General features: G+C 60.0%; 24 protein-coding genes. 8 read left to right on the top strand and 16 right to left on the bottom strand.

Annotated elements, in window-relative coordinates; all coding sequences use genetic code 11:
• Positions 1 to 74: 74 nt before the first annotated feature.
• The 4 genes from ACWIKB_RS01305 to ACWIKB_RS01290 all read right to left on the bottom strand — a co-directional run bounded on the left by ACWIKB_RS01305 (position 75) and on the right by ACWIKB_RS01290 (position 4944).
• Positions 75 to 1280 (bottom strand): MFS transporter, encoded by a 1206-nt coding sequence (locus ACWIKB_RS01305; protein ID WP_475265007.1) that lies wholly within the window; start codon positions 1278 to 1280, stop codon positions 75 to 77.
• Positions 1273 to 2238 (bottom strand): diiron oxygenase, encoded by a 966-nt coding sequence (locus ACWIKB_RS01300; RefSeq protein ID WP_475265006.1) that lies wholly within the window; start codon positions 2236 to 2238, stop codon positions 1273 to 1275. Before ACWIKB_RS01300 ends, ACWIKB_RS01305 begins: the two co-directional genes overlap by 8 nt.
• Positions 2235 to 3311: a SagB family peptide dehydrogenase gene (locus ACWIKB_RS01295; RefSeq protein ID WP_475265005.1), complete on the bottom strand. Its 1077-nt coding sequence runs from the start codon at positions 3309 to 3311 to the stop codon at positions 2235 to 2237. Before ACWIKB_RS01295 ends, ACWIKB_RS01300 begins: the two co-directional genes overlap by 4 nt.
• Before the next feature lie 436 nt (positions 3312 to 3747).
• The gene (locus ACWIKB_RS01290; protein WP_475265004.1) at positions 3748 to 4944 is read right to left on the bottom strand and encodes a class I SAM-dependent rRNA methyltransferase; all 1197 of its coding nucleotides are present in this window, start codon (positions 4942 to 4944) and stop codon (positions 3748 to 3750) included.
• A gap of 339 nt (positions 4945 to 5283) precedes the next feature.
• On the opposite strand from ACWIKB_RS01290, the gene ACWIKB_RS01285 reads away from it, so the two are divergent.
• From ACWIKB_RS01285 to ACWIKB_RS01275, 3 genes are read left to right on the top strand one after another with little or no spacing between them, the layout of a single operon-like run.
• Positions 5284 to 6099, top strand: a complete 816-nt coding sequence (locus ACWIKB_RS01285) for an HDOD domain-containing protein (RefSeq protein WP_475265383.1) — start codon at positions 5284 to 5286, stop codon at positions 6097 to 6099.
• Between the two features lie 25 nt (positions 6100 to 6124).
• A complete protein-coding gene (gene mutM, locus ACWIKB_RS01280) occupies positions 6125 to 6937 on the top strand; it encodes a bifunctional DNA-formamidopyrimidine glycosylase/DNA-(apurinic or apyrimidinic site) lyase (RefSeq protein WP_475265003.1) in 813 nt (270 codons plus the stop codon).
• A 54-nt stretch (positions 6938 to 6991) separates the two neighbouring features.
• Positions 6992 to 7315: a multidrug transporter gene (locus ACWIKB_RS01275; protein WP_475265002.1), complete on the top strand. Its 324-nt coding sequence runs from the start codon at positions 6992 to 6994 to the stop codon at positions 7313 to 7315.
• A 153-nt stretch (positions 7316 to 7468) separates the two neighbouring features.
• On the opposite strand, the gene ACWIKB_RS01270 is transcribed toward ACWIKB_RS01275, so the two are convergent.
• The 5 genes from ACWIKB_RS01270 to ACWIKB_RS01250 all read right to left on the bottom strand — a co-directional run bounded on the left by ACWIKB_RS01270 (position 7469) and on the right by ACWIKB_RS01250 (position 12182).
• Positions 7469 to 7720 (bottom strand): YfhL family 4Fe-4S dicluster ferredoxin, encoded by a 252-nt coding sequence (locus tag ACWIKB_RS01270; protein ID WP_038358877.1) that lies wholly within the window; start codon positions 7718 to 7720, stop codon positions 7469 to 7471.
• 170 nt (positions 7721 to 7890) lie between these two features.
• Complete coding sequence (gene coaD, locus ACWIKB_RS01265) at positions 7891 to 8370, bottom strand: pantetheine-phosphate adenylyltransferase (RefSeq protein ID WP_007945531.1); 480 nt, start codon at positions 8368 to 8370, stop codon at positions 7891 to 7893.
• Positions 8371 to 8485: 115 nt separating this feature from the next.
• Complete coding sequence (locus ACWIKB_RS01260; RefSeq protein WP_475265001.1) at positions 8486 to 10081, bottom strand: GMC family oxidoreductase; 1596 nt, start codon at positions 10079 to 10081, stop codon at positions 8486 to 8488.
• A gap of 96 nt (positions 10082 to 10177) precedes the next feature.
• A complete protein-coding gene (locus tag ACWIKB_RS01255) occupies positions 10178 to 10723 on the bottom strand; it encodes a twin-arginine translocation pathway signal protein (protein ID WP_475265000.1) in 546 nt (181 codons plus the stop codon).
• Between the two features lie 28 nt (positions 10724 to 10751).
• Positions 10752 to 12182, bottom strand: a complete 1431-nt coding sequence (locus ACWIKB_RS01250) for a coniferyl aldehyde dehydrogenase (protein WP_475264999.1) — start codon at positions 12180 to 12182, stop codon at positions 10752 to 10754.
• 146 nt (positions 12183 to 12328) lie between these two features.
• Between ACWIKB_RS01250 and ACWIKB_RS01245 the strand changes: the two genes are divergently transcribed.
• Together ACWIKB_RS01245 and ACWIKB_RS01240 are read left to right on the top strand one after the other, a co-directional pair.
• The gene (locus ACWIKB_RS01245; RefSeq protein WP_475264998.1) at positions 12329 to 13000 is read left to right on the top strand and encodes a TetR/AcrR family transcriptional regulator; all 672 of its coding nucleotides are present in this window, start codon (positions 12329 to 12331) and stop codon (positions 12998 to 13000) included.
• A gap of 33 nt (positions 13001 to 13033) precedes the next feature.
• Positions 13034 to 13888, top strand: coding sequence for a sulfurtransferase (locus tag ACWIKB_RS01240; protein ID WP_475264997.1), 855 nt, complete (start codon positions 13034 to 13036; stop codon positions 13886 to 13888).
• Positions 13889 to 14017: 129 nt separating this feature from the next.
• On the opposite strand, the gene ACWIKB_RS01235 is transcribed toward ACWIKB_RS01240, so the two are convergent.
• The 7 genes from ACWIKB_RS01235 to ACWIKB_RS01205 all read right to left on the bottom strand — a co-directional run bounded on the left by ACWIKB_RS01235 (position 14018) and on the right by ACWIKB_RS01205 (position 22323).
• Positions 14018 to 14857: an AraC family transcriptional regulator gene (locus ACWIKB_RS01235; RefSeq protein WP_475264996.1), complete on the bottom strand. Its 840-nt coding sequence runs from the start codon at positions 14855 to 14857 to the stop codon at positions 14018 to 14020.
• A gap of 3 nt (positions 14858 to 14860) precedes the next feature.
• A complete protein-coding gene (locus ACWIKB_RS01230; RefSeq protein WP_475264995.1) occupies positions 14861 to 15859 on the bottom strand; it encodes a hydrolase in 999 nt (332 codons plus the stop codon).
• Between the two features lie 74 nt (positions 15860 to 15933).
• Entirely contained in the window at positions 15934 to 17412 is a 1479-nt protein-coding gene (locus ACWIKB_RS01225; RefSeq protein ID WP_475264994.1) for a M16 family metallopeptidase, read from the bottom strand.
• Positions 17405 to 18748, bottom strand: a complete 1344-nt coding sequence (locus tag ACWIKB_RS01220) for a M16 family metallopeptidase (protein WP_475264993.1) — start codon at positions 18746 to 18748, stop codon at positions 17405 to 17407. The genes ACWIKB_RS01225 and ACWIKB_RS01220 overlap by 8 nt, the downstream gene beginning before the upstream one ends.
• A gap of 122 nt (positions 18749 to 18870) precedes the next feature.
• A complete protein-coding gene (gene rsmD / locus ACWIKB_RS01215; RefSeq protein WP_163910917.1) occupies positions 18871 to 19485 on the bottom strand; it encodes a 16S rRNA (guanine(966)-N(2))-methyltransferase RsmD in 615 nt (204 codons plus the stop codon).
• A complete protein-coding gene (locus ACWIKB_RS01210) occupies positions 19485 to 20975 on the bottom strand; it encodes a M16 family metallopeptidase (protein WP_475264992.1) in 1491 nt (496 codons plus the stop codon). The genes rsmD and ACWIKB_RS01210 overlap by 1 nt, the downstream gene beginning before the upstream one ends.
• On the bottom strand, positions 20968 to 22323 hold the full coding sequence (locus tag ACWIKB_RS01205; RefSeq protein ID WP_475264991.1) for a M16 family metallopeptidase: 1356 nt from the start codon (positions 22321 to 22323) through the stop codon (positions 20968 to 20970). The genes ACWIKB_RS01210 and ACWIKB_RS01205 overlap by 8 nt, the downstream gene beginning before the upstream one ends.
• Before the next feature lie 344 nt (positions 22324 to 22667).
• Between ACWIKB_RS01205 and ftsY the strand changes: the two genes are divergently transcribed.
• From ftsY to ftsX, 3 genes are read left to right on the top strand one after another with little or no spacing between them, the layout of a single operon-like run.
• Positions 22668 to 24203 (top strand): signal recognition particle-docking protein FtsY, encoded by a 1536-nt coding sequence (gene ftsY / locus ACWIKB_RS01200; protein ID WP_475264990.1) that lies wholly within the window; start codon positions 22668 to 22670, stop codon positions 24201 to 24203.
• The gene (ftsE, locus tag ACWIKB_RS01195; RefSeq protein ID WP_201190075.1) at positions 24200 to 24871 is read left to right on the top strand and encodes a cell division ATP-binding protein FtsE; all 672 of its coding nucleotides are present in this window, start codon (positions 24200 to 24202) and stop codon (positions 24869 to 24871) included. Before ftsY ends, ftsE begins: the two co-directional genes overlap by 4 nt.
• Positions 24868 to 25890 carry a permease-like cell division protein FtsX gene (gene ftsX / locus ACWIKB_RS01190; RefSeq protein ID WP_475264989.1) on the top strand — a complete coding sequence of 341 codons (1023 nt, stop codon included), beginning with the start codon at positions 24868 to 24870 and terminating at the stop codon, positions 25888 to 25890. Before ftsE ends, ftsX begins: the two co-directional genes overlap by 4 nt.
• Positions 25891 to 25936 lie beyond the last annotated feature (46 nt).

Genomic DNA, 25936 nt, shown 5'->3' with positions numbered 1-25936 from the left:
CTGGCGTCAGGAGGGAATGCCGGAAAGTGTGGATCCAGCGCTGACGCAGCGTGCAGGATGACGACTGGCAGCTTTCACCCGACCGCCAGTACCCGATGACGCCGGGTAATCAGTGCATTGAGGCCGATACCGGTAGCGCTCAACAACAGAAAACTGAATGCCAGGGTCGCCTGCAGGTCGGTGTTGCTCAGGTTGATGAGGGCGCTGATCAACCCACCGAAGATGAACACCAAAGTGTTGCCCGCCGCCGCTGACGTGCCTGCCTTGTCCGGAAAGACCTCCATGGCTTTGGAAGTGGCGACGGGGCGGGCGATGGTGGTGCCGGCGGTACAGATGATCATCGGGATCAACACGGTCAGGGTCGAGAGCCCCAGCAAGGTTGAAAGCATGAGCATCACCAGGCCCGAAAAGAAGATCAGGCCCAGGCCCACAATGATCTGTGTATTGGGGGCGATCCGCCCGCCGAGCAGACGGGCGACGATGCCGCCAATGATGTAAGCCAGACCATAGAGCAGCAACGTCAACGAGAACGCGTAGGGCGAGAGCTGCAACTGATCCATGAAGATCAGCGGCGAAATGACAATGAAGGAAAAATGGCAGGCAAAGGCAATCGCGGCAATCAACCAATAGCCAATAAACCCGGCGTCGCGGTAGACCACTCGGTATGACTGGACGATGCCTTGGCGCATGACGTGGGTGGGGCGCTGGTCTTCAAGAAAGAAACAGGCTTTCAGGAACACCGCGCCGGCCAGAGCGATGAAGGCCACAAAGCTTCCGGGCCAGTCCATGGCTTGTTGCAACAGAGTCCCGGCCAGGGGGGAAATGGAGATGAAAATCCCGCTGGCGGTCACCATGAGAATTCTCAGGCGGTCTCGCTCCTTACCTTCGAACAGGTCTTGAACCAGGGCCTGAGTGAGCACAAAACAGCCGCAGCCGATGGCCTGAACCACCCGGAACAACAGGAACCAGGAATATTCAGTGGAAAGCAGGCATCCCGCCGCGCCAATGATCGCAACTGCCATTCCCGCCAGCAGCAGTCCCTTGCGCCCGATGGCATCTGACAGCGGCCCGATCAGCAGTTGGGAAAGCGAAATGCCGACGGCGAACAGACTGATGGAAAAAGCAATGTCGGCCGGAGTGGTCCGAAAGTGTTCGGCCAGTGCTGGAAACGAAGGCAACAAGACATCCAGCGGAAACACTCCAAGCAACACCATGGTCATCAACAGGATGACCGCGGCGCGGCGCTTTTTGAGACTGACAGCAGATTTTCCTTCATCCATCGACAAGTCCTGCCTGCATGAAAAGTTGCTGGTTGTTGCGCAGGTCGAAGAACCCTGCGTTGCGTAAGGCCTGGAGCGTAGCACTAGCTCCTGAGCGGGCCCGCAAGACAACGGCTTGCGGGTCTGTCAGTCCGCCGAGGATGGCTGTAACACCAGCGCCATTCAGTCCTGCGCTGAACAGGCTTTCTTTCAACCATCGCGCATCGATTTCAAAGAACACCAGGATGATGTCCACGAGATGTTTGGCGGCGAATGTGCGTTGGCTGCTGGTCAGCGTCAGCCACAGGTAATGGAACACTTCCGAGAAATAGCGGCTGTGACGCGCTTCGTCCGTGAGGTGGTCCCTGAGCATCTCCTGAACGCTGGACACCAGCGTGTCACCGCAAACATCGAGCAACTCCTTGGCGATAATCGTCTCCGAGACGAAACCGATCAGAAACCAGGCCAGCGCCTTGTACCGGTCCGGCGTTTGGTCGATCAGGGCGTTGAGTCGGGTTATGCGTTGTGGCATCACCGGGCGCTGGGTGTTGCCGTAATGAGCGGCAATCTGCTCGGCGAGGCTGTTGGAGAACAGCGCGTGAAAGCCTTCATCGGTGTAGAGCTGCAAGGCGGCCGTTTTCATCCGCTGCGGAATGCTGATGTCCAGCTCGCCGTGGACGATGATTTCCACCGAACGATTAACGATGCGGTGTTCCAGCAAGGTCGTGTAGTCGAGGAAATACACCAGATGGTTGGCCGATAAGCGATGGATGACCGATTGGCCTGCCGCTTTGATGCTCGGGTGGCTGAGGTAGGGCACAAAGGCGGGCGGAAACCAGTGTCGCGTTTCCAGTTGCTGTTCCAGATCCGGTGGCAACAGGTAGGTGTGCGCGCTGGCTCGCACCGAGGCTCGGGTATTCCAGTCACCCAAGGTGAAACGCCGGGCCCAGAATTCCGGGAGAGCAGAGGAGCCGGTCATTGTTGCGTGCCCTCATTCAGCAGCGCTTTCAATTCCTCGCACATCACTTGCCCATCGCTCTGGCCACAGCCGACAAAAAACAGCGGTTGTTCCGCGCTGTTCTCAAGTCCCAGCAATGTTTCGACCTGATCGTCCGTCAGCGCCCCCGTCAGCCAGGTGCCCAAACCCAGTGCGGTGGCCACCAGTTGGAACGTCTGGGAAATATGACCGGCCTCGACGTAGGCCATCCGGTAAGCGCGGGAGTGTTGGTACTTCCACCACAGCTTGTCGAAGCGCGCGCTGATGAACAGGCCGATGGGCAGGTTATTGATGAAATGTTGCCCACACAGCAATTGACCCAAGGGCGAGTCGGGCAGTGGGTTGACGAAGCTCAGTGCATGATCGGCCGGATGGTAGGCGTAAAGCCCAGGTTCCAGTCCACTGACGTTTTGCACATGCAGAAAACCTTCGCAGGCATTCAGACCTCCACCCGAAGGGCTGCTGCGGCGCGCGGTCAAACCTTGCGCGACCGTCTCGTCGACATCGTCTTCGCGTTCTTTCAGGTAGCCGAGGGACAGATAAAGCAAGGTGCTGACCTCGGCGAGGGACATCGCTTTGCCGGTGAACGACCGGCAGGTCTTACGCAGAATCAGGGCATCGGCCAGGCTATCGGCCGGCAAGCCGGAGGGCTCGGGCAGGTTGATCAGTTCGCTGGCCGAGCGGTGGGCAAAATTGGAACCTGGTGCGCTGGAGGTCAATACGTCGTTGCAATGGTCCAGATAGTGTCTCGACCATTCATGGATATTCTGTGGAGTATATTCGCAAGGTATGTTCTTGGTGCCGATATGGAATATCTTCGATAGTTCATCCCAGCCCCATTCATTAGTGTCTTGTATTGATGTTGTCAGTATTCCGGTGTTCAGGAATTGAGTGTCTATTATGTTGAGGCTGTCGAATGACTCAGGGTTGTTGATAAGTTGGGCGAGTCGGGTTGAATACTCGAGATTAAGTTCGAACTGCTTATGGCTCCTATAATCCCAGACGATTTGTCCAGGTGTACGGGGCAGTATGAAGAGATGAGGGTTTATATGCATGACGGGCGGTTCGCTCTGGGCTGTGCCATAGAAAACGCTGGGTAAGCCGGCACTCCCCAGCGTCTCATTTACTTAACGGGCTTTAGGGGCAACCAGAAAAGCCAGGTTAGCGATTTTGTTGGTTTCCAGAGTAACTGCTTTCATGTTTTGAACTCCTTGTAAGTGATAGTGAGTGCCACTTCTTGGTGACAACTCAATCATAGTTTGTAATGAGTTCTTATCAAGGGGCAATTCGGTAGGATTGTTCCAATAATTTTGTGGGAGCTATCTTCATGTCAGGGGAAGTTTGTAGGTCTTAATCTTTAGAATAAAAGATGCAGGGAAACTTCCTGCACGTCAGTAGGACGGCAAGTGTAAGAAATAGAAGAATTCAGGGGGGAAGTCGTTGCTGGAAAGCAAACGGGGAGCCTGCTGGCTCCCCGTCAAACCCGCGTAATCAGCTGTTTGGCAGCAGGCGGCAGGTGATGCTCTTGATGTAGCGAGTCTCGGCAATCGCCGGGTGCACCGGGTGATCCGGGCCTTGGCCGCCTCGTTCGAGCATCTGGATGTTGCGATCCAGGTGACGGGCGCTGGTCAACAGGATGTTCTGCAGGTCATCTTCCGGCAGGTGCATCGAGCACGAAGCGCTGATCAGAATGCCGTCTTTGCTGAGCAGGCGCATGGCTTGCTCGTTCAGGCGACGATAGGCGCCTTCACCGTTCTTCATGTCTTTCTTGCGTTTGATGAAGGCCGGCGGGTCGGCCACGATCACGTCGAAACGCTCTTCGCTGGCTTTCAGCTCTTTCAGGGCTTCGAATACATCGCCTTCGATGCAGGTCATTTTCTCGGCGACGCCGTTCAGCGCGGCGTTGCGCTCGACACCGTCGAGGGCGAAGGCCGATGCGTCGACGCAGAACACTTCACTGGCGCCGAACGCGGCCGCTTGCACGCCCCAGCCGCCGATGTAGCTGTACAGGTCGAGAACGCGTTTGCCTTTGGCGTAAGGGGCCAGACGTGCACGGTTCATGCGGTGGTCGTAGAACCAGCCGGTTTTCTGACCCTGGATGACCGGCGCTTCGAATTTCACGCCGTTCTCTTCCAGCGCAACCCACTCCGGCACCAGGCCGAACACGGTTTCGACGTAGCGATTGAGGCCTTCGGCGTCACGGGCAGCGGAGTCGTTCTTGAACAGAATGCCGCTTGGCTTGAGCACTTGGGTCAGCGCCGCGATCACGTCTTCTTTATGAGCTTCCATGGTCGCCGAAGCGATCTGCACCACCAGGATGTCGCCGAAACGGTCGACAACCAGGCCTGGCAACAGGTCGGAATCGCCGTAGACCAGGCGATAGAACGGCTTGTCGAACAGGCGATCGCGCAGGGACAGGGCGACGTTCAGGCGATGCACCAGCAGCGATTTGTCCAGCGGCAACTTGACGTCGCGCGACAGCAGGCGCGCACAGATCAGGTTGTTCGGGCTCATGGCAACGACGCCCAGCGGCTTGCCGCTGGCGGCTTCGAGGATCGCCTGGTCACCGGGCTTGAAGCCGTGCAACGGGGTGGCAGCCACGTCGATTTCGTTGCTGTAGACCCACAAGTGGCCGTTTCGCAGGCGTCGGTCGGCGTTGGCTTTGAGGCGCAGGCTAGGCAGGGACATGACGTCGCTCCGGAAAAAAGAGCGGGAGTATAGCGTGTTGCGCAAGGCCCCGGCTCGGCAGATAGACCTGTGGCGAGGGAGCTTGCTCCCGCTCGGCTGCGCAGCAGTCGTGATTTTGGGCCGGCTTCGCCGTCCAGCGGGAGCAAGCTCCCTCGCCACAGAAGGTTGCACATCAGCCCCAGGAATGGCCGGGTATTGGATGAAATTTTCAGCGATCTGCCGGCCACTGTGTCGGATCCAACTTTATAAGGGTTAGAATCGGCGCCTGTCCCAGAGTGTGTACTTATGTCCCAAGAGCTGACTTCCGAACAGATTCAACAGTCCCTGCAAGGGATCAGCGTGCCGGCCCAGCCGCAGATCATGGTGGATCTGCAGATGGAGCAGTACATGCCCGATCCGGACCTGGAAGTGATCGCGAAGCTGATTGCCCAGGACCCGGGCCTCTCCGGGGCGTTGCTGAAAATCGTCAACTCGCCGTACTACGGCTTGAGCAACAAGATCGCCTCGATCCAGCGCGCGGTGAACCTGCTGGGCAGCCGTTCGATCATCAACCTGATCAACGCGCAGTCGATCAAGGGCGAGATGAACGACGACACCATCGTCACCCTGAACCGCTTCTGGGACACGGCTCAGGATGTGGCGATGACTTGCCTGACCCTGGCCAAGCGCATCGGCTCTCAGGCGGGCGACGAAGCCTATGCGCTGGGCCTGTTCCACGACTGCGGCGTGCCGCTGATGCTCAAGCGCTTCCCCGATTACATGAAAACCCTGGAAGAGGCCTACGCCAGCGCCAGCCCGGAAAACCGGGTCGTGGACACCGAGAACCGGGTGTACAACACCAATCACGCGGTGGTTGGTTACTACACGGCCAAGTCCTGGCGCTTGCCGGAACACATCAGCGCCGCCATCGCCAATCACCACAATGCCCTGGCGATCTTCAGTGACGAGACTTCGCGCAACAGTCAGCTGAAAAACCTGCTGTCGATCCTGAAAATGGCCGAGCACATTTGCGCGTCCTATCGGGTGCTGGGCAACCAGACTGAAGATCACGAGTGGGACAGCATTGGGCCGTTGGTGCTCGATTATGTCGGCCTCTCGGATTACGATTTCGAGACCCTCAAACAAACGATTCGCGACCTCGGCGCTCATCACTGAGTGTCCGGTATTTCCTGAGAACGCCATGCCCGAACTGCCAGAAGTCGAAACCACCCGCCGGGGCATCGCCCCGCACCTGGAAGGCCAGCGGGTCAGCCGGGTTATCGTGCGTGAGCGGCGTCTGCGCTGGCCGATTCCCGAAGACCTGGATGTGCGCCTTTCCGGCCAGCGCATCGTACTGGTGGAGCGCCGCGCCAAGTACCTGTTGATCAATGCCGAGGTTGGCACCCTGATCAGCCATTTGGGCATGTCGGGCAATCTGCGCCTGGTGGAAGTCGGCACGCCGGCGGCCAAGCATGAGCATGTGGACATCGAACTCGAATCTGGCCTGGCCCTGCGTTACACCGACCCGCGTCGGTTTGGCGCGATGCTCTGGAGCCTCGACCCGCTCAACCACGAGTTACTGATTCGCCTGGGACCGGAGCCGTTGACCGACCTGTTCGACGGCGAGCGATTGTTCCAGCAGTCCCGCGGACGCTCCATGGCGGTCAAGCCGTTCATCATGGACAACGCAGTGGTGGTGGGGGTCGGCAACATTTATGCGACCGAAGCATTGTTCGCCGCCGGTATCGACCCGCGCCGCGAAGCCAAGAGCATTTCCCGGGCGCGTTATCTGAAACTGGCGATCGAGATCAAACGCATCCTCGCCCATGCCATCGAGCGCGGCGGTACGACGTTGCGGGACTTTATCGGTGGCGACGGCCAGCCGGGCTATTTCCAGCAGGAACTGTTCGTCTACGGCCGTGGCAGTCAGCCGTGCAAAGTCTGCGGCACGGAGTTGCGTAGCGTGACCCTGGGCCAGCGCGCCAGCGTCTTTTGCCCGCGCTGCCAGAGCTGATAACTCCTACGGTCTATAGTCAGTGTTCTCACTGCCTAGCCGAAGGACCGTGCCATGAATTCGTTTCGAACCTTTGTCGTTGCCTTGTTGCTGAGCGTCGGTCTGCCGGCGCTGGCGGCTGAAAACGGCAGCGGCGACCCGCGTTACACCATCCAGAACCCACCGGCCTACGCCATGATCGGCGACTTGCTGATTGCCCGACCTTTGCTGGTGGCGGCAACGGTGATTGGTGCGGGGGTGTTTGTGGTGTCGTTGCCGTTTACCGCGCTGGGTGGCGGCATTGGCGATGCGGGGCAGGCGTTGGTGGTCGATCCGGCGAAAGCCGCGTTTGTGCGGTGCCTGGGGTGTATCGGGGAAGGGTTTGAACAGCGGGAATGAAGGCAGTTAGATTTTCGGTTTGGCGGATGGCGCCTTCGCGAGCAAGCCCGCTCCCACATTTGATCTGGGTTGTTAATCAGAGTGTGTGAACACAGCAGATCCCATGTGGGAGCGGGCTTGCCCGCGAAGGCGTCCTCACAGACGCCAAAAGACTCAAGCCTTGCCGGTAATGATCCGGTACTTCTCCATCAACTGTTCTTCAGTCTCTGGATGGGCTTCGTCCAGCGGAATGCAATCCACGGGGCAGACTTGCTGGCACTGAGGCTCGTCGTAGTGGCCGACACACTGGGTGCACAGGTTCGGGTCGATCACGTAGATCTCTTCGCCTTGTGAAATAGCGGCGTTCGGGCACTCGGGTTCGCAGACGTCGCAGTTGATGCAATCGTCGGTGATGATCAGGGACATGCTAACTCCAGCCAGGGCGGCAGGCCCGGGCGCAATAAACCAATGCGCGCAATTGTGCCGCATTGGCGCCCGCAGTGCACGCGGGCGCGATCAAGTGCAGGGGATCGCGGTCTGCGGTGGCTGCCAAAATTGAGGTGTCAGCCCACAAAGATCGCAGCCTTCGGCAGATCCTACTTCTTGAAGCGTTCGGTGAGGGCGTCCGCCACCGCTGGGTGGACGAACTTGGTGATGTCGCCGCCCAGGGCTGCGATTTCACGGACCAGCGTCGAGGAAATGAACGAATAACGCTCGGATGGGGTAAGAAACAGGCTTTCCACATCCGGAGCCAGTTGGCGGTTCATGTTGGCCAGCTGGAATTCGTATTCGAAGTCTGACACTGCGCGCAAACCACGCAGGAACACGTTGGCGTTCTTCTCTTTGGCGAAGTGCGCGAGCAGCGTCGAGAAGCCGACGACTTCAACGTTGGGCAGATGTTTAGTGACCTCGCGGGCCAGCTCCACACGCTGTTCCAGGGGAAACAACGGGTTTTTCTTCGGGCTGGCAGCGACGGCGATGATCACGTGATCGAACAGGCGCGCGGCGCGTTCGACCAGATCGCCATGGCCCTTGGTAATAGGGTCGAAGGTACCTGGGTACAACACTCGGTTCATCGCGTCGTCCTGGCGGGAGTCCGTTGGGGACTCGGATGGTATCGCAGCCTTCCCGGTCGGGAAAGTCGCCTTTTAGGTAAGAAAGCACTATAGACGATGGGAATAGTGCGGTTTTTCATGGGTTTTTCAGGCGATCTGCCAACGCTGTCGCCAGTTGCGCCGTCAGCCCGTACACCGACAATTGTGGGTTTGCGCCAATGCTGGTGGGGAACAGCGAGCCATCGTGGATCGACAGGTTGCTGAGCTGATGATGTCGACCAAGGCTATCCGTCACAGCGTTTTTCGGGTCTTCACCCATCGCGCAACCGCCCATCACATGAGCGCTGCCCAAGCGTGTGCGATACAGCTCAAGGCTCAAACCGTCGATCAGGGTGCGGGCCTCGGTAATGTTTTTTACATAGTGCGCGTCGGCGTGCATCGGCATCACCGCTTTGGCGCCACCGGCAAACTGGATCTCGGCCATGCTGTGGAACGCTCGACGCAAGCCGTCCCAGGCGTAGGGTGAAACCTGATAGTCGAGCACTGGCGTGTTATCGCCGCGCAACTCGACGTTGCCGCCAGGGCTGTCCGGGTGGAAACCGTCGCGCAGCAACGCGAGCATGGCGTGGGTGTGGGGCAGGTTTTCCATGTGCTGCGAGTTTTCCTGACCGAAACCGCCGAGCAGGGTCGCCGCCAGTGCCGGTTGCAGAGGAGGGACTTCGAGCTTGTAGGACATTTTGCCGGTGGTGCCGTCCTGCCATTGGAAATGGTCGGAATAGATCGACTGCGGCGCCCCGTAGAACGGATTGATCACCTCGTCGAATAGCCCTGCGGACATGTTTACCAAATGCAGGAACGTCCGGGTGCCCAGGCGTTTGTGCGGGTCGGGTGCGTCGGAGCGCAATAGCAGCGCGGGGCTGTTGATCCCGCCGCCGGCCAGCACGTAATGCCGCGCCTTGACCGTGATGCTGCGACCGGTGGGCGCGACGCAACGCTCGTCCATCGCCACGCAATGGAGGCCGGTGACCTTGCCGTCCTTGATCAACAGTTTCTCGGCACGGGCCAGGTAGAGCAGCTCGCCGCCCTTTTCCAGGGTCGCCGGAATGGTCGTCACCATCATCGATTGCTTGGCGTTGGTCGGGCAGCCCATGCCGCAGTAGCCGAGGTTCCAGCAGCCACGCACGTTGCGCGGAATAACGTGCCAGCTATAGCCGAGTTGCTCACAGCCTTTGCGGATCACGTCATTGTTGGCGTTGGGCGGAACCATCCACGGCGCGACACCCAGGCGTTGTTCCATTTTCTCGAACCACGGCGCCATCTCGGCGGGGCTGTGACCTTTGACGTCGTGCTCCTTGGCCCAGTGTTCCAGAGTCGGGTCCGGGGTGCGGAAGCTCGACGTCCAGTTGATCAGCGTTGTGCCGCCCACTGCACGACCCTGAAGAATGGTGATCGCGCCGTCCTTGCTCATGCGGCCGATACCTTCCTGATAGAGGCTGGTGTAGGCCTGGTCTTCGAGCATCTTGAAGTCGCTGCTGGTTTTCAGCGGGCCTTCTTCGATCAGCAGCACCTTGTAGCCGGCGGCGCTGAGGATTTCGGCTGTTGTGCCACCGCCGGCGCCGCTGCCGATGATCGCCACGTCGGCTTCCAGGGTCAGGTCCTGGGTCAATTGCGCGCCGTTGTAGGTTTTCCAGCCACGGGCCAGGCCTTCGCGGAACGGATCGGGTACGGGCATGTTCGGGTTCTCTTCTTATTTTGGATTCGGTGGTGAGGCGGCTGGCGGCAAGCCTTTGTAGGAGCGAGGCTTGCCCGCGAAGGGGGCGCCACGGTCTCAAACGGTGGGAGGCCCGGGATACCCGCAATGCGCCCAGGACTCCGCCCGGCTGTACCACGCCATCATCACCAGTTGCAGCAACGAGCTGTGCCCCATGCGCAGCAGGCTCAACGAACTGTTTTCCCAGCGATCAAGGAAGTGCCGGATCTCATCGGCGGAAGCATTTTCCCAACTGCCCCAGATCCCGGTCAGCGGCCCACGGGTCACGGCCATTCCGAGCACATCGAATAACTGCCGGGTCAGCTTGAGCATTTCCGGCGACAGGTGATTAAGGCCGTTATCCAGGGTTTTCAGGGTGCCATCGACGGCTGACGGCATTTTCTCGGTGGCCACGGCGCCGTCGAGCATGACCGGGATCAGCGCCCGCAAAAACAGCAGGTCGCCGCTGCGCAGAATCGCAAAACCGTCGGCGGAAATACTCGACGAGCAACCACTGAGACTCGCTCCCAACCCGGCCGTGGCCAGGAAGGCGCTGGCGCCCAGGCTGAATTTCAGCAAGCCGCGCCGTGACAGCGCGGGTGTATCGGACAGGCTTGGGCTCATTATTGTTATTACCCGGCGGTGAGAAGTGTTAGCGGATAAACAGTTTCTGAATCAGTTTTTGAATGGTTTTGCCGTACGGCGGGTAAATCAGCTTCGCCGCGTTGAAGCGCTGTTTGATCAGCACACCCTTGGCCTTGCTGAAGGTCAGGAAGCCTTCATGGCCGTGGTAATGGCCCATGCCCGAGGCACCGATGCCGCCGAAGGGCATGTCGTCCTGAGCCACATGCAGCAGCGTGTCATTCAGGCACACACCGCCGGAATGGGTTTCGTGGAGTACGCGATTTTGCTCGCGTTTGTCGTAGCCAAAGTAGTAAAGCGCGAGTGGACGAGGCCGTTGATTGATGTAGGCAAATGCCTGATCCAGATCGCTGTACGGCACGATCGGCAACAGCGGACCGAAGATTTCGTCCTGCATTACCGTCATGTCGTCGCTGACATTCAGCAGCAGGCTGTGGCCCATGCGCCGCCCTTGGCCCTGGTCGAACAACGGAATCAGCAGCGCGCCCTTGCTGGTGGCATCGCTGAGGTAGCCGTTGAGCCGCGCCAGTTGTCGGTCATTGATGATGGCGGTGTAGTCCGGATTGTCGGCCAGGGTCGGATAAAATCCGCGAACGGCCTGGCGATAGGCTTCGACGAAAGAACCGACACGCTCTTCGGGCACCAGCACGTAGTCCGGGGCCACGCAGGTTTGCCCGGCGTTGAGGGTCTTGCCGAAAGCGATGCGTTCGGCGGCGTCTTTCAGCGGCACGTCCCGGGAGACGATGGCCGGTGACTTGCCACCCAATTCAAGGGTCACCGGAGTCAGGTTTTCGGCCGCTGCGCGCATCACGTGTTTGCCGATGCTGGTGGCGCCGGTGAACAGCAGGTGATCAAACTTCAGCCGCGAGAACGCGACACCGATATCAGCCTCGCCCAGCACCACGCAGACCAGGTCTTGCGGAAACACCCGAGCGAGCAACTCCTTGAGCAGCAACCCGGTGGCAGGCGTGGACTCGCTGAGTTTGAGCATCACCCGGTTACCCGCCGACAACGCCCCCACCAACGGCCCGATGGCCAGGTACAGCGGGTAATTCCAGGGCACAATCACGCCGACCACGCCCAATGGTTGATAAACCACTTTGGCTGACGCCGGTTGAAAAGCGATGCCGACCTTGCGTCGAGAAGGTTTCATCCAGCTTTTGAGGTGGTGGCTGGCGTAATGAATGCCATGCAGGCTGGGCATCAGCTCGGCGAGCAGGGTTTCGTCGGCGCTGCGGTGACTGAAATCCTGGCTGATCGCATCGATCAGCGCCTGCCGTTCACTGCTCAACAGATCGCGCAACGCCTTGAGCCATTGTTGGCGTTGGCCGGCGGTTGGCATCGGGTTGGCGGCGTAAGCGGCGCGTTGCGCCTCGAACAAAGTCTGGAGCTCGTCCAACGGCTGCTGTAGGTTCTGCAAATAAGCAATGTCGGCGGACATGGTCGGCTCCGGATTTATTGTAATGAGAGACTTTTTAGAGTCTATGCTCTAGAAAGTCAAATGACTTCCTGGCGCGCCTTTGTTTTATCCACTCGTGGATAGGTCGTAAGATGCCCGTTATCGCACTCTGAATTAAAGCTCAAGCCATGGCCCCACGGATCAAAACCAGCGAGCGCATCGTGCAGAACAGCCTGGAGCTGTTCAATCAACAGGGCGAGCGCAGCATCAGCACCAACCACATTGCTGCCCATATGGAAATTTCCCCGGGCAACCTGTACTACCACTTCCCCAACAAGCAGGCGATCATCGCCGTGTTGTTCAGTGAGTACGAAGCTCTGGTAGACAGCTTCCTGCGTCCGCCCCAGGGCCGCGCCGCCACGGTGGAAGACAAGCGCTACTACCTCAAGGAGCTGCTGTCGGCGATGTGGCGCTACCGGTTCTTGCACCGCGACCTCGAACATCTGCTCGAGAGCGACCCGGACCTGGCCGCCCGTTACCGGCGTTTTTCCCAGCGCTGCGTGATCCAGGGCACGGCCATCTACGTCGGGTTCGTCGAGGCCGGCATCCTCAATATGGACCGCGTGCAGATCGAATCCCTGACTATCAATGCCTGGATCATCCTCACGTCCTGGGTGCGTTTCCTGTGCACCACGCGGGAAAACTCCAATCACTTGAGTGAGCAAGCAATCAAGCGCGGGGTGTATCAGGTGTTGGTGCTGGAGGCCGGGTTTGTCACCGATCAGGCGCGCGGCCAGGTCAACGCACTGTTCGAAGAGTTTTACGTGCCATTGGCCCAAGCCCTGGAAGAAGTGAAGTAGGATCAAACACCGACTTAAGCACAGGAGCCCGTTATGCCCATTGCGCAACTGATCAGCCCGCAAGCGTTGGACCTGAAAAAGGAGCAGCCGGGGCTGGTGATTCTGGATTGTCGTTTTGCCCTCGAAGACCCGGACTACGGTCAGCGCAGCTATGCCGAAGGGCATATCGCCGGGTCGAGCTTTGCCGATCTGGAGCGGGATCTGAGCGGGACGATCTTCAAGGGCGTCACCGGGCGTCATCCGTTGCCTGAGCCCGAAGACCTGATCGAACGCCTGCAAGCCTGGGGCATCAATGCTGACAGCGAAGTGGTGCTTTACGACGACGGTCCCGGTGCCTACGCGGCGCGTGCATGGTGGTTGCTGGCCTGGCTGGGCAAGCGCGATGGCGTGTTCATCCTTGATGGCGGGCTCAAGGCCTGGCACGCGGCCGGGTTGCCGTTGAGTCTTGATGCGCCTTCGGTTTTGCGTGGCACTTTCAGCGGTGCGCCGGATGCTTCGTTGTTACTCAGTGCCGAACAACTCCAGCAACGTCTCGGCCAACCGGCGCTGACCCTGCTCGACGCCCGCGCCTTGCCGCGCTTCAAGGGCGAAGTGGAACCGATCGACCCGATTGCCGGGCACATTCCCGGCGCGCAATGTGCGGCGTTCACCGAAAACCTGGGCGGTGATGGGCGCTTCCTGCCGGCCGATCAGCTCAAGCAGCGGTTTGCGGCGAAACTGGGTGATCGTTCGCCGACGGAGTTGGTGGCGTATTGCGGTTCCGGTGTGACGGCGTGCCACAACCTGTTTGCGTTGTGCCTGGCGGGTTATCCGTTGGGATCGTTGTATGCCGGGTCGTGGAGCGAGTGGATCAACGAGCCGGCGCGGGGCATCGCCATCGGCGAATAACCCACACAAACACAAATCCCCTGTGGGAGCGGGCTTGCTCGCGAATGCGGTGTGTCATTCAGCAAAGATGTTGACTGACACACCGCATTCGCGAGCAAGCCCGCTCCCACATTAGGTTCTGTGTCGGGCTCAATCTTCGGGTAACTGCCGAGCACTGCGATACGCCCCCGGCCCCACCCCGTAAACCTGCTTGAACTGTCGGCTCAGATGACTCTGATCCGCGAACCCCAACTGCGTGGCAACTTCCAGCGGCAAACACCCGCCCTGCAACAACGCCCGCGCCCGGGCGATGCGTTGTTGCATCAGCCAGGTGTGCGGCGGCATACCGGTGGCGCGGCGGAACACCCGGGCGAAGTGGAACGGCGACAGATTCACTGCCGCCGCCAGTTCTTCCAGCGAAGGTGGTGCCGCCAATTGCGAATGCAGTAAATCCTTGGCCAAAGTCACCGCCCGGTGTTCCTTGCCGGGTTTGCCGGCAATTGGCACCGCAGCATGACGTTGCAGCAGCGACAGCATCATCTCCCGCCAGACCGTTTGCTGTTGCAGCGCCGTGGACGGGCTCTCCAGCAAACGGTGCAACTGGCAGAAACCCTTCACCAGATCCGGATCGCGATACAGCGTGGCGCCAAACGCCGGCAACTCATTGGTCGGCAATTCCAGCTCGGCCAACAACGACAGAATCTGCCCGCTGTCCGGATAAAACGCCCGATACAACCAGCCGTCCTCCGTGCCTTTATGGCCGGTGTGCAGTTCGTCGGGGTTGATCAAAACGAGCGTGCCGCTACCCGCCAGGTGTTCGGCGCCGCGATAGCGATAACGCTGGGCGCCGGCCATGATCATGCCGATGACATAGCCATCATGCACGTGGGGCGCAAAACGGTGTTCGATGTAACGTGCGGATAACAGCTCGACCCCGGCCAGTGGCGCCGTTTGCCAGAAACGAATTGATTCGCCCTGATCGGAGTCCATGCCTTACTCGCGACCCGCGGCGGTCAGCCATTGGGGAATACGGCGTTCCAGGTAGTAACCCGGTTGTCTGAACGAACCGTCGACAAAACCCACATGCCCGCCCTTGGCCTGCAATTCGAATTGAGTGCAGGCGGACAGTTCATCGGCCTGCGGCAGGCTGTGGGGGAACACGAACGGATCGTCCGCCGCCTGAATGATCAGGGTCGGCGTGCGAATTTCTCCCAGGAAGTAACGACTGGAAGCGCGGCGATAGTAATCCTCGGCGTCCGCAAAGCCGTTCAACGGTGCGGTGACCCGGCCATCGAAATCCCAGAAGGTGCGCATGTTTTCCAACGAGCCCAGCGCGGCCAAGGCGGCCAAGCCATCCTCGCGTCCGTCATGTTGGAACTGACGCTGCTTGTTCTTGATGTAGGCCACCATCTCGCGCATGAAATGCGCCTGGTAGACCTTGGAAAATCCCTGGCCAATACGGTCGGCGCACTGATCGAGGCGAAACGGCACCGACACTGCCACGGCGCCGAGCACGCCGCTGTCGCTGCCGGCTTCACCCAAATGCTTGAGCAGCACGTTGCCGCCCAGGGAGTAGCCCACCGCATACAACGGCGCGAGCGGTCGTTTGGCTTTCAGGTGCTGGATGGCTTCGGCCAGGTCTTCACTGGCGCCGGAGTGGTAGCTGCGCGGCAACAGATTCGGTTCGCCCGAGCAACCGCGCCAGTTCAGCGCAACGCTGGCCCAGCCTTGATCCCCGAGGACTTTTTGCAGGCCCGCCACATAGGGCGAGTTCGACGAACCGGTCAGCCCGTGCAGCACCAGCACCAATGGCGCGTTGGCGGTATGCGGGCCGTGCCAGTCGAGGTCGAGGAAATCGCCGTCCTCAAGCCAAAGACGTTCACGTTCGCGTTCGATATGTGTGGTTTTGCGCCATAGCGGTCCCCACAAGGTTTGCAAGTGCGGGTTACTGAGCCCGAAGGCCGGGGTGAAGCGTTTACTGGGCGGGAGCACGATGTTTCTCTGAAAGGTAAAACAGTTGGCGGCAAGGCTGACAAGCCAGGCCCGGCCACCGATGTCCAAAGAAACTAACTTGCCACAAACCCCGTCTCGGCGCGACACATGCTCTGCGGCACTTTGCTGGCAGGCAGAGGCAACGGCAGTTGCTCCACGGTCGGGCCCAAGGTCACCACCCGCCATTGGTCCGCATCAAAGTGCCGGTTCAAGGCCTCTTTGATTTGCGCAACGGTCAACCCTTGAGCTTGTTCGACTGAAAAATCCAGATCAAGCGGCAAGTCATACTGGTTGATCGTGACCAGTCGGGAAAGAATCTGCGAATTGCTGGCGCTGTTGAGCACGCTGGTGCTGCGCAGTTGGCGCAGGGTGTCGTCGAGTTCCTGCTGGGTCGGACCCGTTTGCAAGTAATCGCGGTACATCGACTGCACCAGTTTCACCGCGCCATCGCTGAACTGCGGGCTGGTTTTCATACTGATGATGGCTGTGCCGCCCCCTTGCAGGAAAGCTGTCTTCAGTTGCACCACGTAGGTCAGTCCGCGTTTTTCCCTGAGTTCTGTCATCAATCGGGAAGAGACTTTCTGCCCGCCGAAAATCGTGTGGGCCACGGTCAGCGCTACGTAATCGGGATGTTGGCGTGTCACCCCAGGCTGGCCCAACAAAATTTGCGTCTGGGTCAAAGGGCGTTCTATATGGCGCGATGCTGTCGCGTCTTGTCGGCGCGGGACTGGCGTCACCGGTGCCATTTCGGCGCCGACGGGCAACGCATTGAAAACCTGCAAGCTCATGTTCTGGGCTTGTTCCAGCGTCAGGTCGCCGACCAGCGTGATCACCGCGTTAGCTCCGGCATAGGCTTGTCGATGAAACGCCTGGACCTGTTCCCGAGAGAGCAGCTCCACACTTTGTTCCGTACCGTAAATCGGCTGGGCATATGGGTGCCCCGGCAACAGCAGCTCATTCATGGCGTGGGCGATTTGTGAATCGGGGTCCTGCTGCCGGGCCTTGAGGAGATTGGTCAGTTCTTTTTTGACGTTGACCAACGCTTCCTCACTCAGCAATGGCTGGCCCAGGATCTGCGTAAGCAGCAACAGGGCCGGATCGCGCTGTTCGGCGGCCGACAAGCTGCGCAGGGAAAAGGAGGCGCGGTCCTGCTCGATGTTCATACCGAGTTTCGCCCCGAGGCCATCCAGGGTTTCCATGATCGCTGACAGGTCCTTGCCCGGCACACCTTCATTGAGCAGGCTGAAGGTTGCTGCCGCCAATCCGGGATGGGTGCCATCTTGCGCGCTGCCGGCAGGAAAGCTCACATGCAGGTCGAACATCGGCAGCTCCGGGGTGCGGATAAACAACACCTTGCCGCCGGAGGGTGATTTCCAGCCGTGAATTTTCAGGGCGCGCGGGGTGACTGCCTGTTCGTCCAGCTCTGCCAGGGATTGCAGGCGTGAGGGTTCGATAGCGGCAGGTTGCTGCGGCTCGGTGTCGGCCAAGGCGAGGCAGCCTTGCAGGCCACCCAGGACTAAGAGTCCCAGCGTCACGCAGGTGAATTTATTCATGGGTTTTCTCCACGAGAACATGGGCGGTGCTCAGGCGTTGGCGGGTCAGGTAGGTCTGCGCGACTTGCTGAATGTCTTGCGGGGTCACCTGGTTCAGTTCATTGACGTCCTCGTCCATCAGCCGCCCGGACAGGCCGATGCTCTCTAGCGCACCGAGGTGATCCGCCTGGTTTTCGATGGAATCGCGGTTATAGATTTGCCGGGCAATCAGCAACGTACGAGCGCGTTCCAGTTCGACGCTGTCGGGAGGGGTAGCCTTGAGTTCGTCGAGCAGCGTCCAGATCTGCACCTGTGCCTGTTCAAGGCTGGCGGTGCTTTGAGTGTTGAGCTGGGCGTTGAGGGTGAAAAGACTGTCGCCGCGATACAACGGGTTGTAACTGGATGAAATGCTCGAAAACAACCTTTCGGTAAATTGCAGGCGCTTATTCAGGCGGGCGCTGTTCGAGCCGGCCAGCAAGGTTTCGAGCAGTTGAAGTGCGTGTACCGAGCGACGGTTTTCGGCGCTGGCCAGGCTCGGAACGTTGAACGACATGCTCAGCCGAGGCGCCGAAATCGCCTGGTGCAGGATGATTTTGCGCTCGCCGGGTTCGGCCAGTTCCAGAGGGGGGCGGGTGGTGACAAATGGTTTGGCAGGGAGGGCGCCGAAGTAACGCTCGGCCAGGGGCTGGACGTTTTCCAGTGTCACGTCCCCGACAATAACGAGCGTGGCGTTACCCGGGGCGTAGCGGCTTTGATACCAGTGGCGCAGGTCGTCGGCGGTCAGGCGCTGCAAGTCGTGCATCCAGCCGATGACCGGTGCGCCGTAGCTGCTGGCCGGGAAGGCCAGGCGCGTGAGGCGCTCGTGTGCGACCCCTTCTGGATCATCGTCGACCCGAAACCGACGTTCTTCCTGAATGACCGCCAGTTCCGGAATGAAATCCTCGGCGCGCAGGTGCGCGGTGGACATCATGTCGGCCATCAACTCGAAAGCGACGCCCAGTTGATGCGGTTGCAGGGTCTGGTAGTAAGTGGTCACGTCCTTGTCGGTAAAGGCGTTTTGTGACGCGCCAAGGTTGTCCAGAATCGCCGAAGCTTCGCCGGTGCAGGTCTTGCTACTGCCCTTGTAAAGCATGTGTTCCAAGGCGTGAGACAGACCGGATTGCCCCGGCGATTCATCACTGGAGCCGACCTTGAACCAGAGTTGCGAAGTCACCACGGGCGCGCGATGGTCCTCACGCACCACGACTTTCAGGCCGTTGTGCAGAGTGAATTCGTGGGTCGGTTGTACGGGATCAGCCAGTGCCGTTAAGGGCAGTAGCCAGGAAAAGAGCAGCATCCTGCTGCGAGAGATGTTCATCCGTGTTCATCCTCAGTGGTTTACGGAGATTACGTAAACCACTGTGGATGTTCGGACGAGGCATTTGGCGGTAACTATTTACCGCACGGAATGCCTTGTTTCACGTCAGGCTGACGACGGGGTCAGCCTGCCAGCGGGCTACGCTGCCATAACGCGTAGTACACCCGTCCGGATTTCTGCTCCCGGTGCAGGCGCCAGTTGCCCGGCAAACCCAGCGCCGATGGGGCGTTTTCGCTTTCGGTGTAGACCCAGGCGTCATCGGCCAGCCACTGACGCTCTTCGAGCAAGGCACAAACACCTGGCAACAGGTCCTGGTTGAACGGCGGGTCGAGGAACACCACGTCGTACGCCGTCGCAGCCTGGGTTTCCAAGTAGCGCAACGCATCGGCGGTCTGTACCTGGCCGGTGGTGCAGCGCAGGGTGCCGAGGTGTTCCTTGATGCTGGACACCGCGATGTTGCTGGCATCCAGCGCCTGACCCATGGCGGCGCCACGGGACAACGCTTCAAGGAACAACGCGCCGCTGCCGGCAAACGGATCCAGCACCTTGGCCCCGGCGATGTACGGCGCGAGCCAGTTGAACAGGGTTTCACGCACCCGGTCCGGGGTCGGACGCAGGCCCGGCGCATCGGGGAAGCTCAGCTTCCGGCTGCCCCATTCGCCGCCGATGATGCGCAGTTGGTTCACGCCGTTATGCACGTTGTGAACAGGTTTTTTAGGACGCGATGGACTGGCCATTAATGCTCCGGAACCCCGAGCGGCTGCTCGGTGGGTTTATCAGATGGGGCCGGTAACGGCTTTTGCGGCACGGTCGGGCCAGCGGTGACGATGACCATTTTGTCCGTGCTCAGGTGTTTGTTCAGTGCGGCTTTCACCTGCTCGACGGTCAGGCTCTGGGACTGCTGCATGAAGTCTTCCAGATAGCTCAGCGGCAGGTTGTAGAAGCCCATGGCACCGAGTTGGCCGACGATATCGGCGTTGCTGGCGGTGGACAGCGGGAAGCTGCCGGCCAGTTCACGCTTGGCGTCGTCAAGTTCTTTCTGGGTCGGGCCGGTTTTAAGGTAGTCCGCGAGTACGTCCTGCACCAGTTTCAGGGTGCCTTCGCTCATTTCGGCGCGGGTCTGCAGGTTGATCATGAACGGACCACGGGCCTGCATCGGGGTGAAGCCCGAATAGATGCCGTAAGTCAGGCCACGCTTCTCGCGCACTTCGCTCATCAAGCGCGTGCCAAAACCACCGCCACCAAGGATCTGGTTGCCCATGGACAGTGCCGCGTAGTCGGGGTCATCACGGTCGATACCCAGTTGCGCGAGCATCAGGTTGGTCTGCTTGGACGGGAACTCGATGTGGCCGATGCTGGCCTTGGGCTCGACAGGTTGCGGGATTTTCGCCAGGGCCGGGCCTTTCGGCAGGGCGCTGGAGACTTGCGCGGCAATCGCCTCGGCCTCGGCGCGGGATAGATCGCCGACCAGCGCAATCACCACGTTGCCGGCGGCGTAGGCTTTCTCATGGAAGGCCCGCAGCTGCGCCAGGGTGATCGCCGGAACAGTTGTCGCCGTGCCGTCGCTGGAGTTGGCGTAAGGGTGATCGCCGTAAAGACGCTTCATCAGTTCGAGACCGGCCAGTTTGCCGGGGTTCTGCTTCTGGTATTCGAAACCGGCGAGCATCTGGTTCTTGATGCGTGCGAACGAGTCGGCGGGGAAGGTCGGCTTGCCGATGACTTCAGAGAACAACTGCAAGGCCGGTTCGCGTTTGTCCACGGCGCTCAAACTGCGCAGCGACGCCACCGCCATGTCTTTGTAGGCACCGTTGCCGAAGTCGGCGCCCAAGCCTTCGAAGCCCTGGGCGATGGCGCCGACATCCTTGCCGGCCACGCCTTCGTTGAGCATGGCGTTGGTCAACAGCGCGAGGCCAGGTGCGTTGCCGTCCTGGCTGCTGCCGGCGGCGAAGATCAGGCGCATGTCGAACATCGGCAGCTCACGGGCTTCGACGAACAACACCTTGGCGCCTTCGGCGGTGGTCCAGCTCTGCACATTCATGTTGCGATGGCTCGGAGCCTTGCCGTCGAGTTCAGCCAGGGATTGCAGTTTCTGGCTGGACTTGGCTTTGTCGAGGGCTTCGCTGGCCTTGGAATCGTCAGGGCGCAACAGGTAGACCGTTGCCGAACCGATCAATGCCACCAGGATCAGCCCGATCAGCGCCAGGCGCGGTTTTTTACGCTCACTCATGAGTCGTCTCCAGTGGAAGTACATGGGCGACGCTGAGACGTTCGCGGGTGAAATACAGCTTGGCGGCTTTCTGGATGTCTTCGGGGGTAACGCTTTCCAGATCGGCCAGTTCGGTGTCCATCAGTTTCCACGACAGACCGACGGTTTCCAGTTGGCCGATAGAGGTGGCCTGGCTGGTGATCGAGTCACGCTCGTAGACCAGGCCGGCAATGACCTGAGCCCGCACGCGCTCCAGCTCTTCAGCCGATGGCGCGGTGGTTTTCAGTTGTTCGAGCAACTTCCACAGACCGGCTTCGGCCTGGGCCATGGTTTTCTTCTTTTGCGTGTTCGGGCTGGCGGACAGGGTGAATAGGCTGTCACCACGGGTGTAGGCGTCGTAGCTCGACGAACCGCCGGACACCAGCTCTTCGCCGCGCTCCAGTTGTGTCGGGATGCGACCGCTGTAGCCGCCGTCGAGCAGGGCCGAGATCAGGCGCAAGGCATTCACCGAACGCTTGTCTTCAGCGGTGGCGATGCTCGGCACGTTGAAGGCCAGCATCAGGCTTGGCAGTTGGGTCTGCACATGCAGGGTGATCTGCCGTTCGCCGGGCTCGGCCAGTTCCAGCGGTATTTTCGCCGGTGGCACGTCGCGCTTGGCAATCGGGCCGAAGTAACGCTGGGCCAGGGCTTTGACTTCATCCGGGGTGACGTCGCCGACCACCACCAGCGTAGCGTTGTTCGGCACGTACCAGGATTTGTACCAGTTGCGCAGCTCTTCGACCTTCATGCGATCCAGGTCAGCCATCCAGCCGATGGTCGGCGTGTGATAGCCGCTCGCCGGGTAGGCCATGGCCTTGAAGCGTTCGTAGGCCTTGGACATCGGCTTGTCGTCGGTGCGCAGGCGACGTTCTTCCTTAATAACCTCAATCTCGCGGCTGAACTCGTCGGCCGGCAGCTTCAAGTTGGCCATGCGGTCGGCTTCCAGTTCGAAAGCCACGCCCAAGCGGTCGCGGGCCAGCACTTGGTAGTAGGCCGTGAAATCGTCGCTGGTGAATGCGTTCTCTTCGGCGCCGAGGTCGCGCAGGATCAGCGACGCTTCGCCGGGGCCGACTTTCTCACTGCCCTTGAACATCATGTGTTCCAGGGCGTGGGACAGGCCGGTCTGGCCCGGGGTCTCGTAGCTGGAGCCGACCTTGTACCAGATCTGGGAAACCACCACTGGCGCACGATGGTCTTCGCGCACGACGACCTTCAGGCCGTTGTCGAGGGTGAATTCGTGGGTGGGTTGTGGATCGGCAGCCAGGGCCGAGAGGGGCAGACAAACTGTGCTGAGCAGCAGGCCTGCAGCGCGGCGGGCTAGAGCATTCATACGTTTTTAAACCTGTTGAGCTGCCCGCTTGTTCTTAGCGTCAGCGGGCGAGAGGGTGCTAGGATACTGGTCCGTTTTGATGGCGGCCACGCCTGTGAGGCCTTTTATCGGCACGCAGGTTGTATGGGTTACCGGCAAAAGCTTTGAGTTTGTCAGCTAAACTCCGCGTTTTCGCCGACGATGCCGGTCCAGTCCTTCGTATTAGTCGACCTTTGAGGTGCCGTTGGCACCTCGACAAATAGTTGCGCGTGAACAAGCTGGGTGAATCGCAGTCTGTTCTGCATCGAATATTTATTTGCCGGGGCGCCCTTTGGCGCGTCGCTACCGTGAGATAGCCGTCCTCCATGTTTGGTTCCAACGACGACAAGAAGACCCCAGCTGCGGCTGGCGAGAAGAAAAGCCTGTTCGGATGGCTGCGCAAAAAGCCGCAGGAACCCGTCGTCGAACAGCCACAGCCCATTCCTGAGCCAGTGCTTGCGCCGGTAATAGAAGAAGAGCCGGCACCGATTGTTCTGCCGAGCGTCGAGCCGGTGTTGCAGCCAGTTGAGCCTGAGCCTGAGCCTCAAGTCGAAGTCGTGGCCGAGTTGCCGCTGACGCCAGCCCACGAGCCTTGGCTGACACTGCCCGTCGCGGAAGAGCCGGTGGCATTGGTCGAAGACGAGCAGGCGCCGCACGTGACGCCGCCGATTCCGGCCCCGATTGCGTTTACCCCTGAGCCGGTTCATATGCCCGTGATCGAGCCGGTCGTCGCGCCAGTGGTTGTGGTCGAGTCTGCGCCGGTTGTTCCAGAGCCTGTCGTGCCTGCATTCGTAGCGCCTGTCGTCGCGCCTGTTGCGCCGGTCGTTAAAGCGCCGGAGCCAGCGCCTGCACCGGTCGTCGCGCCTGTAGTTGCTGCACCTGTCGCCGTCGTCGAAACTCCAGCCGAGCCACCGCGCACCGAAGAAACCAAAGCCGGTTTTTTTGCTCGCCTCAAGCAAGGCTTGTCCAAGACCAGCGCCAGCATCGGCGAAGGCATGGCCAGCCTGTTCCTGGGCAAGAAGATCATCGATGACGAACTGCTCGAAGACATCGAAACCCGTCTGCTGACCGCCGACGTTGGCGTCGAGGCGACATCGGTGATCATTCAGCGCCTGACCCAAAAAGTCGCGCGCAAAGAGCTGGCCGATGCCGACGCACTGTACAAATCCCTGCAAGCGGAGCTGGCGGCGATGCTCAAGCCCGTTGAGCAACCGCTGAAAATCACTTCGCAGAACAAGCCGTTCGTGATTCTGGTGGTCGGCGTCAACGGCGCCGGCAAGACCACCACCATCGGCAAACTGGCGAAGAAGCTGCAACTGGAAGGTAAGAAAGTCATGCTCGCCGCCGGTGACACCTTCCGCGCGGCAGCGGTGGAGCAATTGCAGGTTTGGGGTGAGCGCAACAAGATTCCGGTGATCGCCCAGCACACTGGCGCTGATTCGGCTTCGGTGATCTTCGATGCCGTGCAGGCCGCCAAGGCCCGAGGCATTGATGTACTGATCGCCGACACCGCCGGTCGTCTGCACACCAAAGACAACCTGATGGAAGAACTGAAGAAGGTGCGCCGGGTGATCAGCAAACTCGACGCCGACGCGCCGCACGAAGTGTTGCTGGTGCTCGATGCCGGTACCGGCCAGAACGCCATCAACCAGGCCAAGCAGTTCAACCAGACCGTCCAGTTGACGGGCCTGGCGCTGACCAAGCTCGACGGCACCGCCAAGGGCGGAGTGATTTTTGCCCTGGCCAAGCAGTTTGGCTTACCAATCCGCTACATCGGCGTCGGTGAAGGCATCGATGACTTGCGTACCTTTGAAGCAGAACCCTTTGTCCAGGCATTGTTTGCCGAGCGGGAGCGTTCATGATCCGTTTCGAACAGGTCGGTAAACGCTACCCGAACGGTCACGTCGGCTTGCATGAGCTGAGCTTTCGAGTCCGTCGGGGCGAATTCTTGTTTGTCACCGGCCATTCCGGCGCCGGTAAAAGCACCTTGTTGCGGCTGTTGCTGGCCATGGAGCGTCCGACCACCGGCAAGCTGCTGCTGGCCGGGCAAGACCTGGGCACCATCAGCAACGCACAGATTCCTTACCTGCGTCGGCAGATCGGCGTGGTGTTTCAGAACCACCAATTGCTGTTCGATCGCACTGTGTTCAATAACATCGCACTGCCGTTGCAGATCCTCGGCCTGTCCAAGCCCGAGATCGCCAAGCGCGTGGATTCGGCCCTGGAGCGCGTGGCTCTCTCGGACAAGACCGATCTGTACCCAGGCGACCTGTCCACCGGTCAGCAACAGCGCGTCGGTATTGCCCGCGCCATCGTTCACCGCCCGGCCTTGCTGCTGGCGGATGAACCAACCGGTAACCTCGACCCGCGCCTGGCGGCCGAGATCATGGGTGTGTTCGAAGACATCAACCGTCTGGGCACCAGCGTCCTTATCGCCAGTCACGACCTGGCCCTGATCGCCCGTATGCGCCACCGCATGCTGACTTTGCAACGCGGTCGCTTGATCGGCGACGGGGAGGCTGGCGTATGAGTGCGACTCGCAGCCCCAAGGTTTCCGAGCGTGTGGCCCCGAAGGCTGCCGATCCGCAACCGCAAAAGAAAAAACGCGACGATGACGACGGCCCGGATTTCGCCACGCTTGTGCGCGCCTGGATCGAAAGTCATCGCGCCAGCCTGCTGGACAGCTTGCGCCGGTTGGGCAAACAGCCGATCGGCAGCTTTTTCACCTGCATGGTGATGGCGGTGGCCCTGAGTTTGCCCATGGGGCTGTCACTTTTGCTGAATAACGTCGAGCGCCTGGGCGGCTCCTGGCAGCGTGCGGCGCAGATTTCCCTGTACCTGGAACTGAATGCCAGTGCGGAACAGGGTGAGTCGCTGCGCGAGCAGATCAAAGGCATGCCCGGCGTCGCGGATGCTGAATATGTCGGCCGCGATCAGGCCCTGGAAGAGTTCCAGCAGCAGTCCGGTCTGGGTGAAGCGCTGAAGGAGCTGCCGGAAAACCCGCTGCCGGGCGTGGTTCTGGTGACCCCGAACGAAGTCGATAAGCCGACGCTTGAAGCATTAAGACAAAAACTTTCCGAGCTGCCGAAGGTACAGCAGGCACAACTTGATCTAGTCTGGGTCGAGCGTCTGGCCGCCATCCTCAAGCTGGGCGACCGATTTGTCTTCGGTCTGACCGTGCTTTTGGTGTCTGCATTACTTTTGGTGATAGGCAATACCATTCGTCTTCATATTGAAAACCGCCGCACAGAGATAGAAGTGATTAAACTCGTCGGCGGCACGGACAGCTATGTGCGACGTCCCTTTCTGTACATGGGCGCGCTTTATGGCTTCGGTGCCGGGATCCTGTCCTGGGGCGTATTGGCGTTCGGCCTGAACTGGCTGAACGACGCGGTGGTTGGATTGGCCGGCTTGTACGGCAGTAATTTTGCGCTGGCCGGAGTGCCAGTTGCCGATGGTCTGTCGCTCTTGCTTGGCGCGGTGCTGTTGGGTTATATCGGTGCATGGATTGCAGTCGCACGTCATCTCAGGGAGTTGGCGCCGAAGTAGTATCTTTTTGCGCGTATTGACCTTTCGGTTTTTATGGGAACTTGTC

Source organism: Pseudomonas sp. 5Vm1k, from assembly GCF_056161485.1.
The sequence above is the reverse complement of the archived record's forward strand: the minus strand, read 5'-3'. Positions and strand labels throughout refer to the sequence as shown.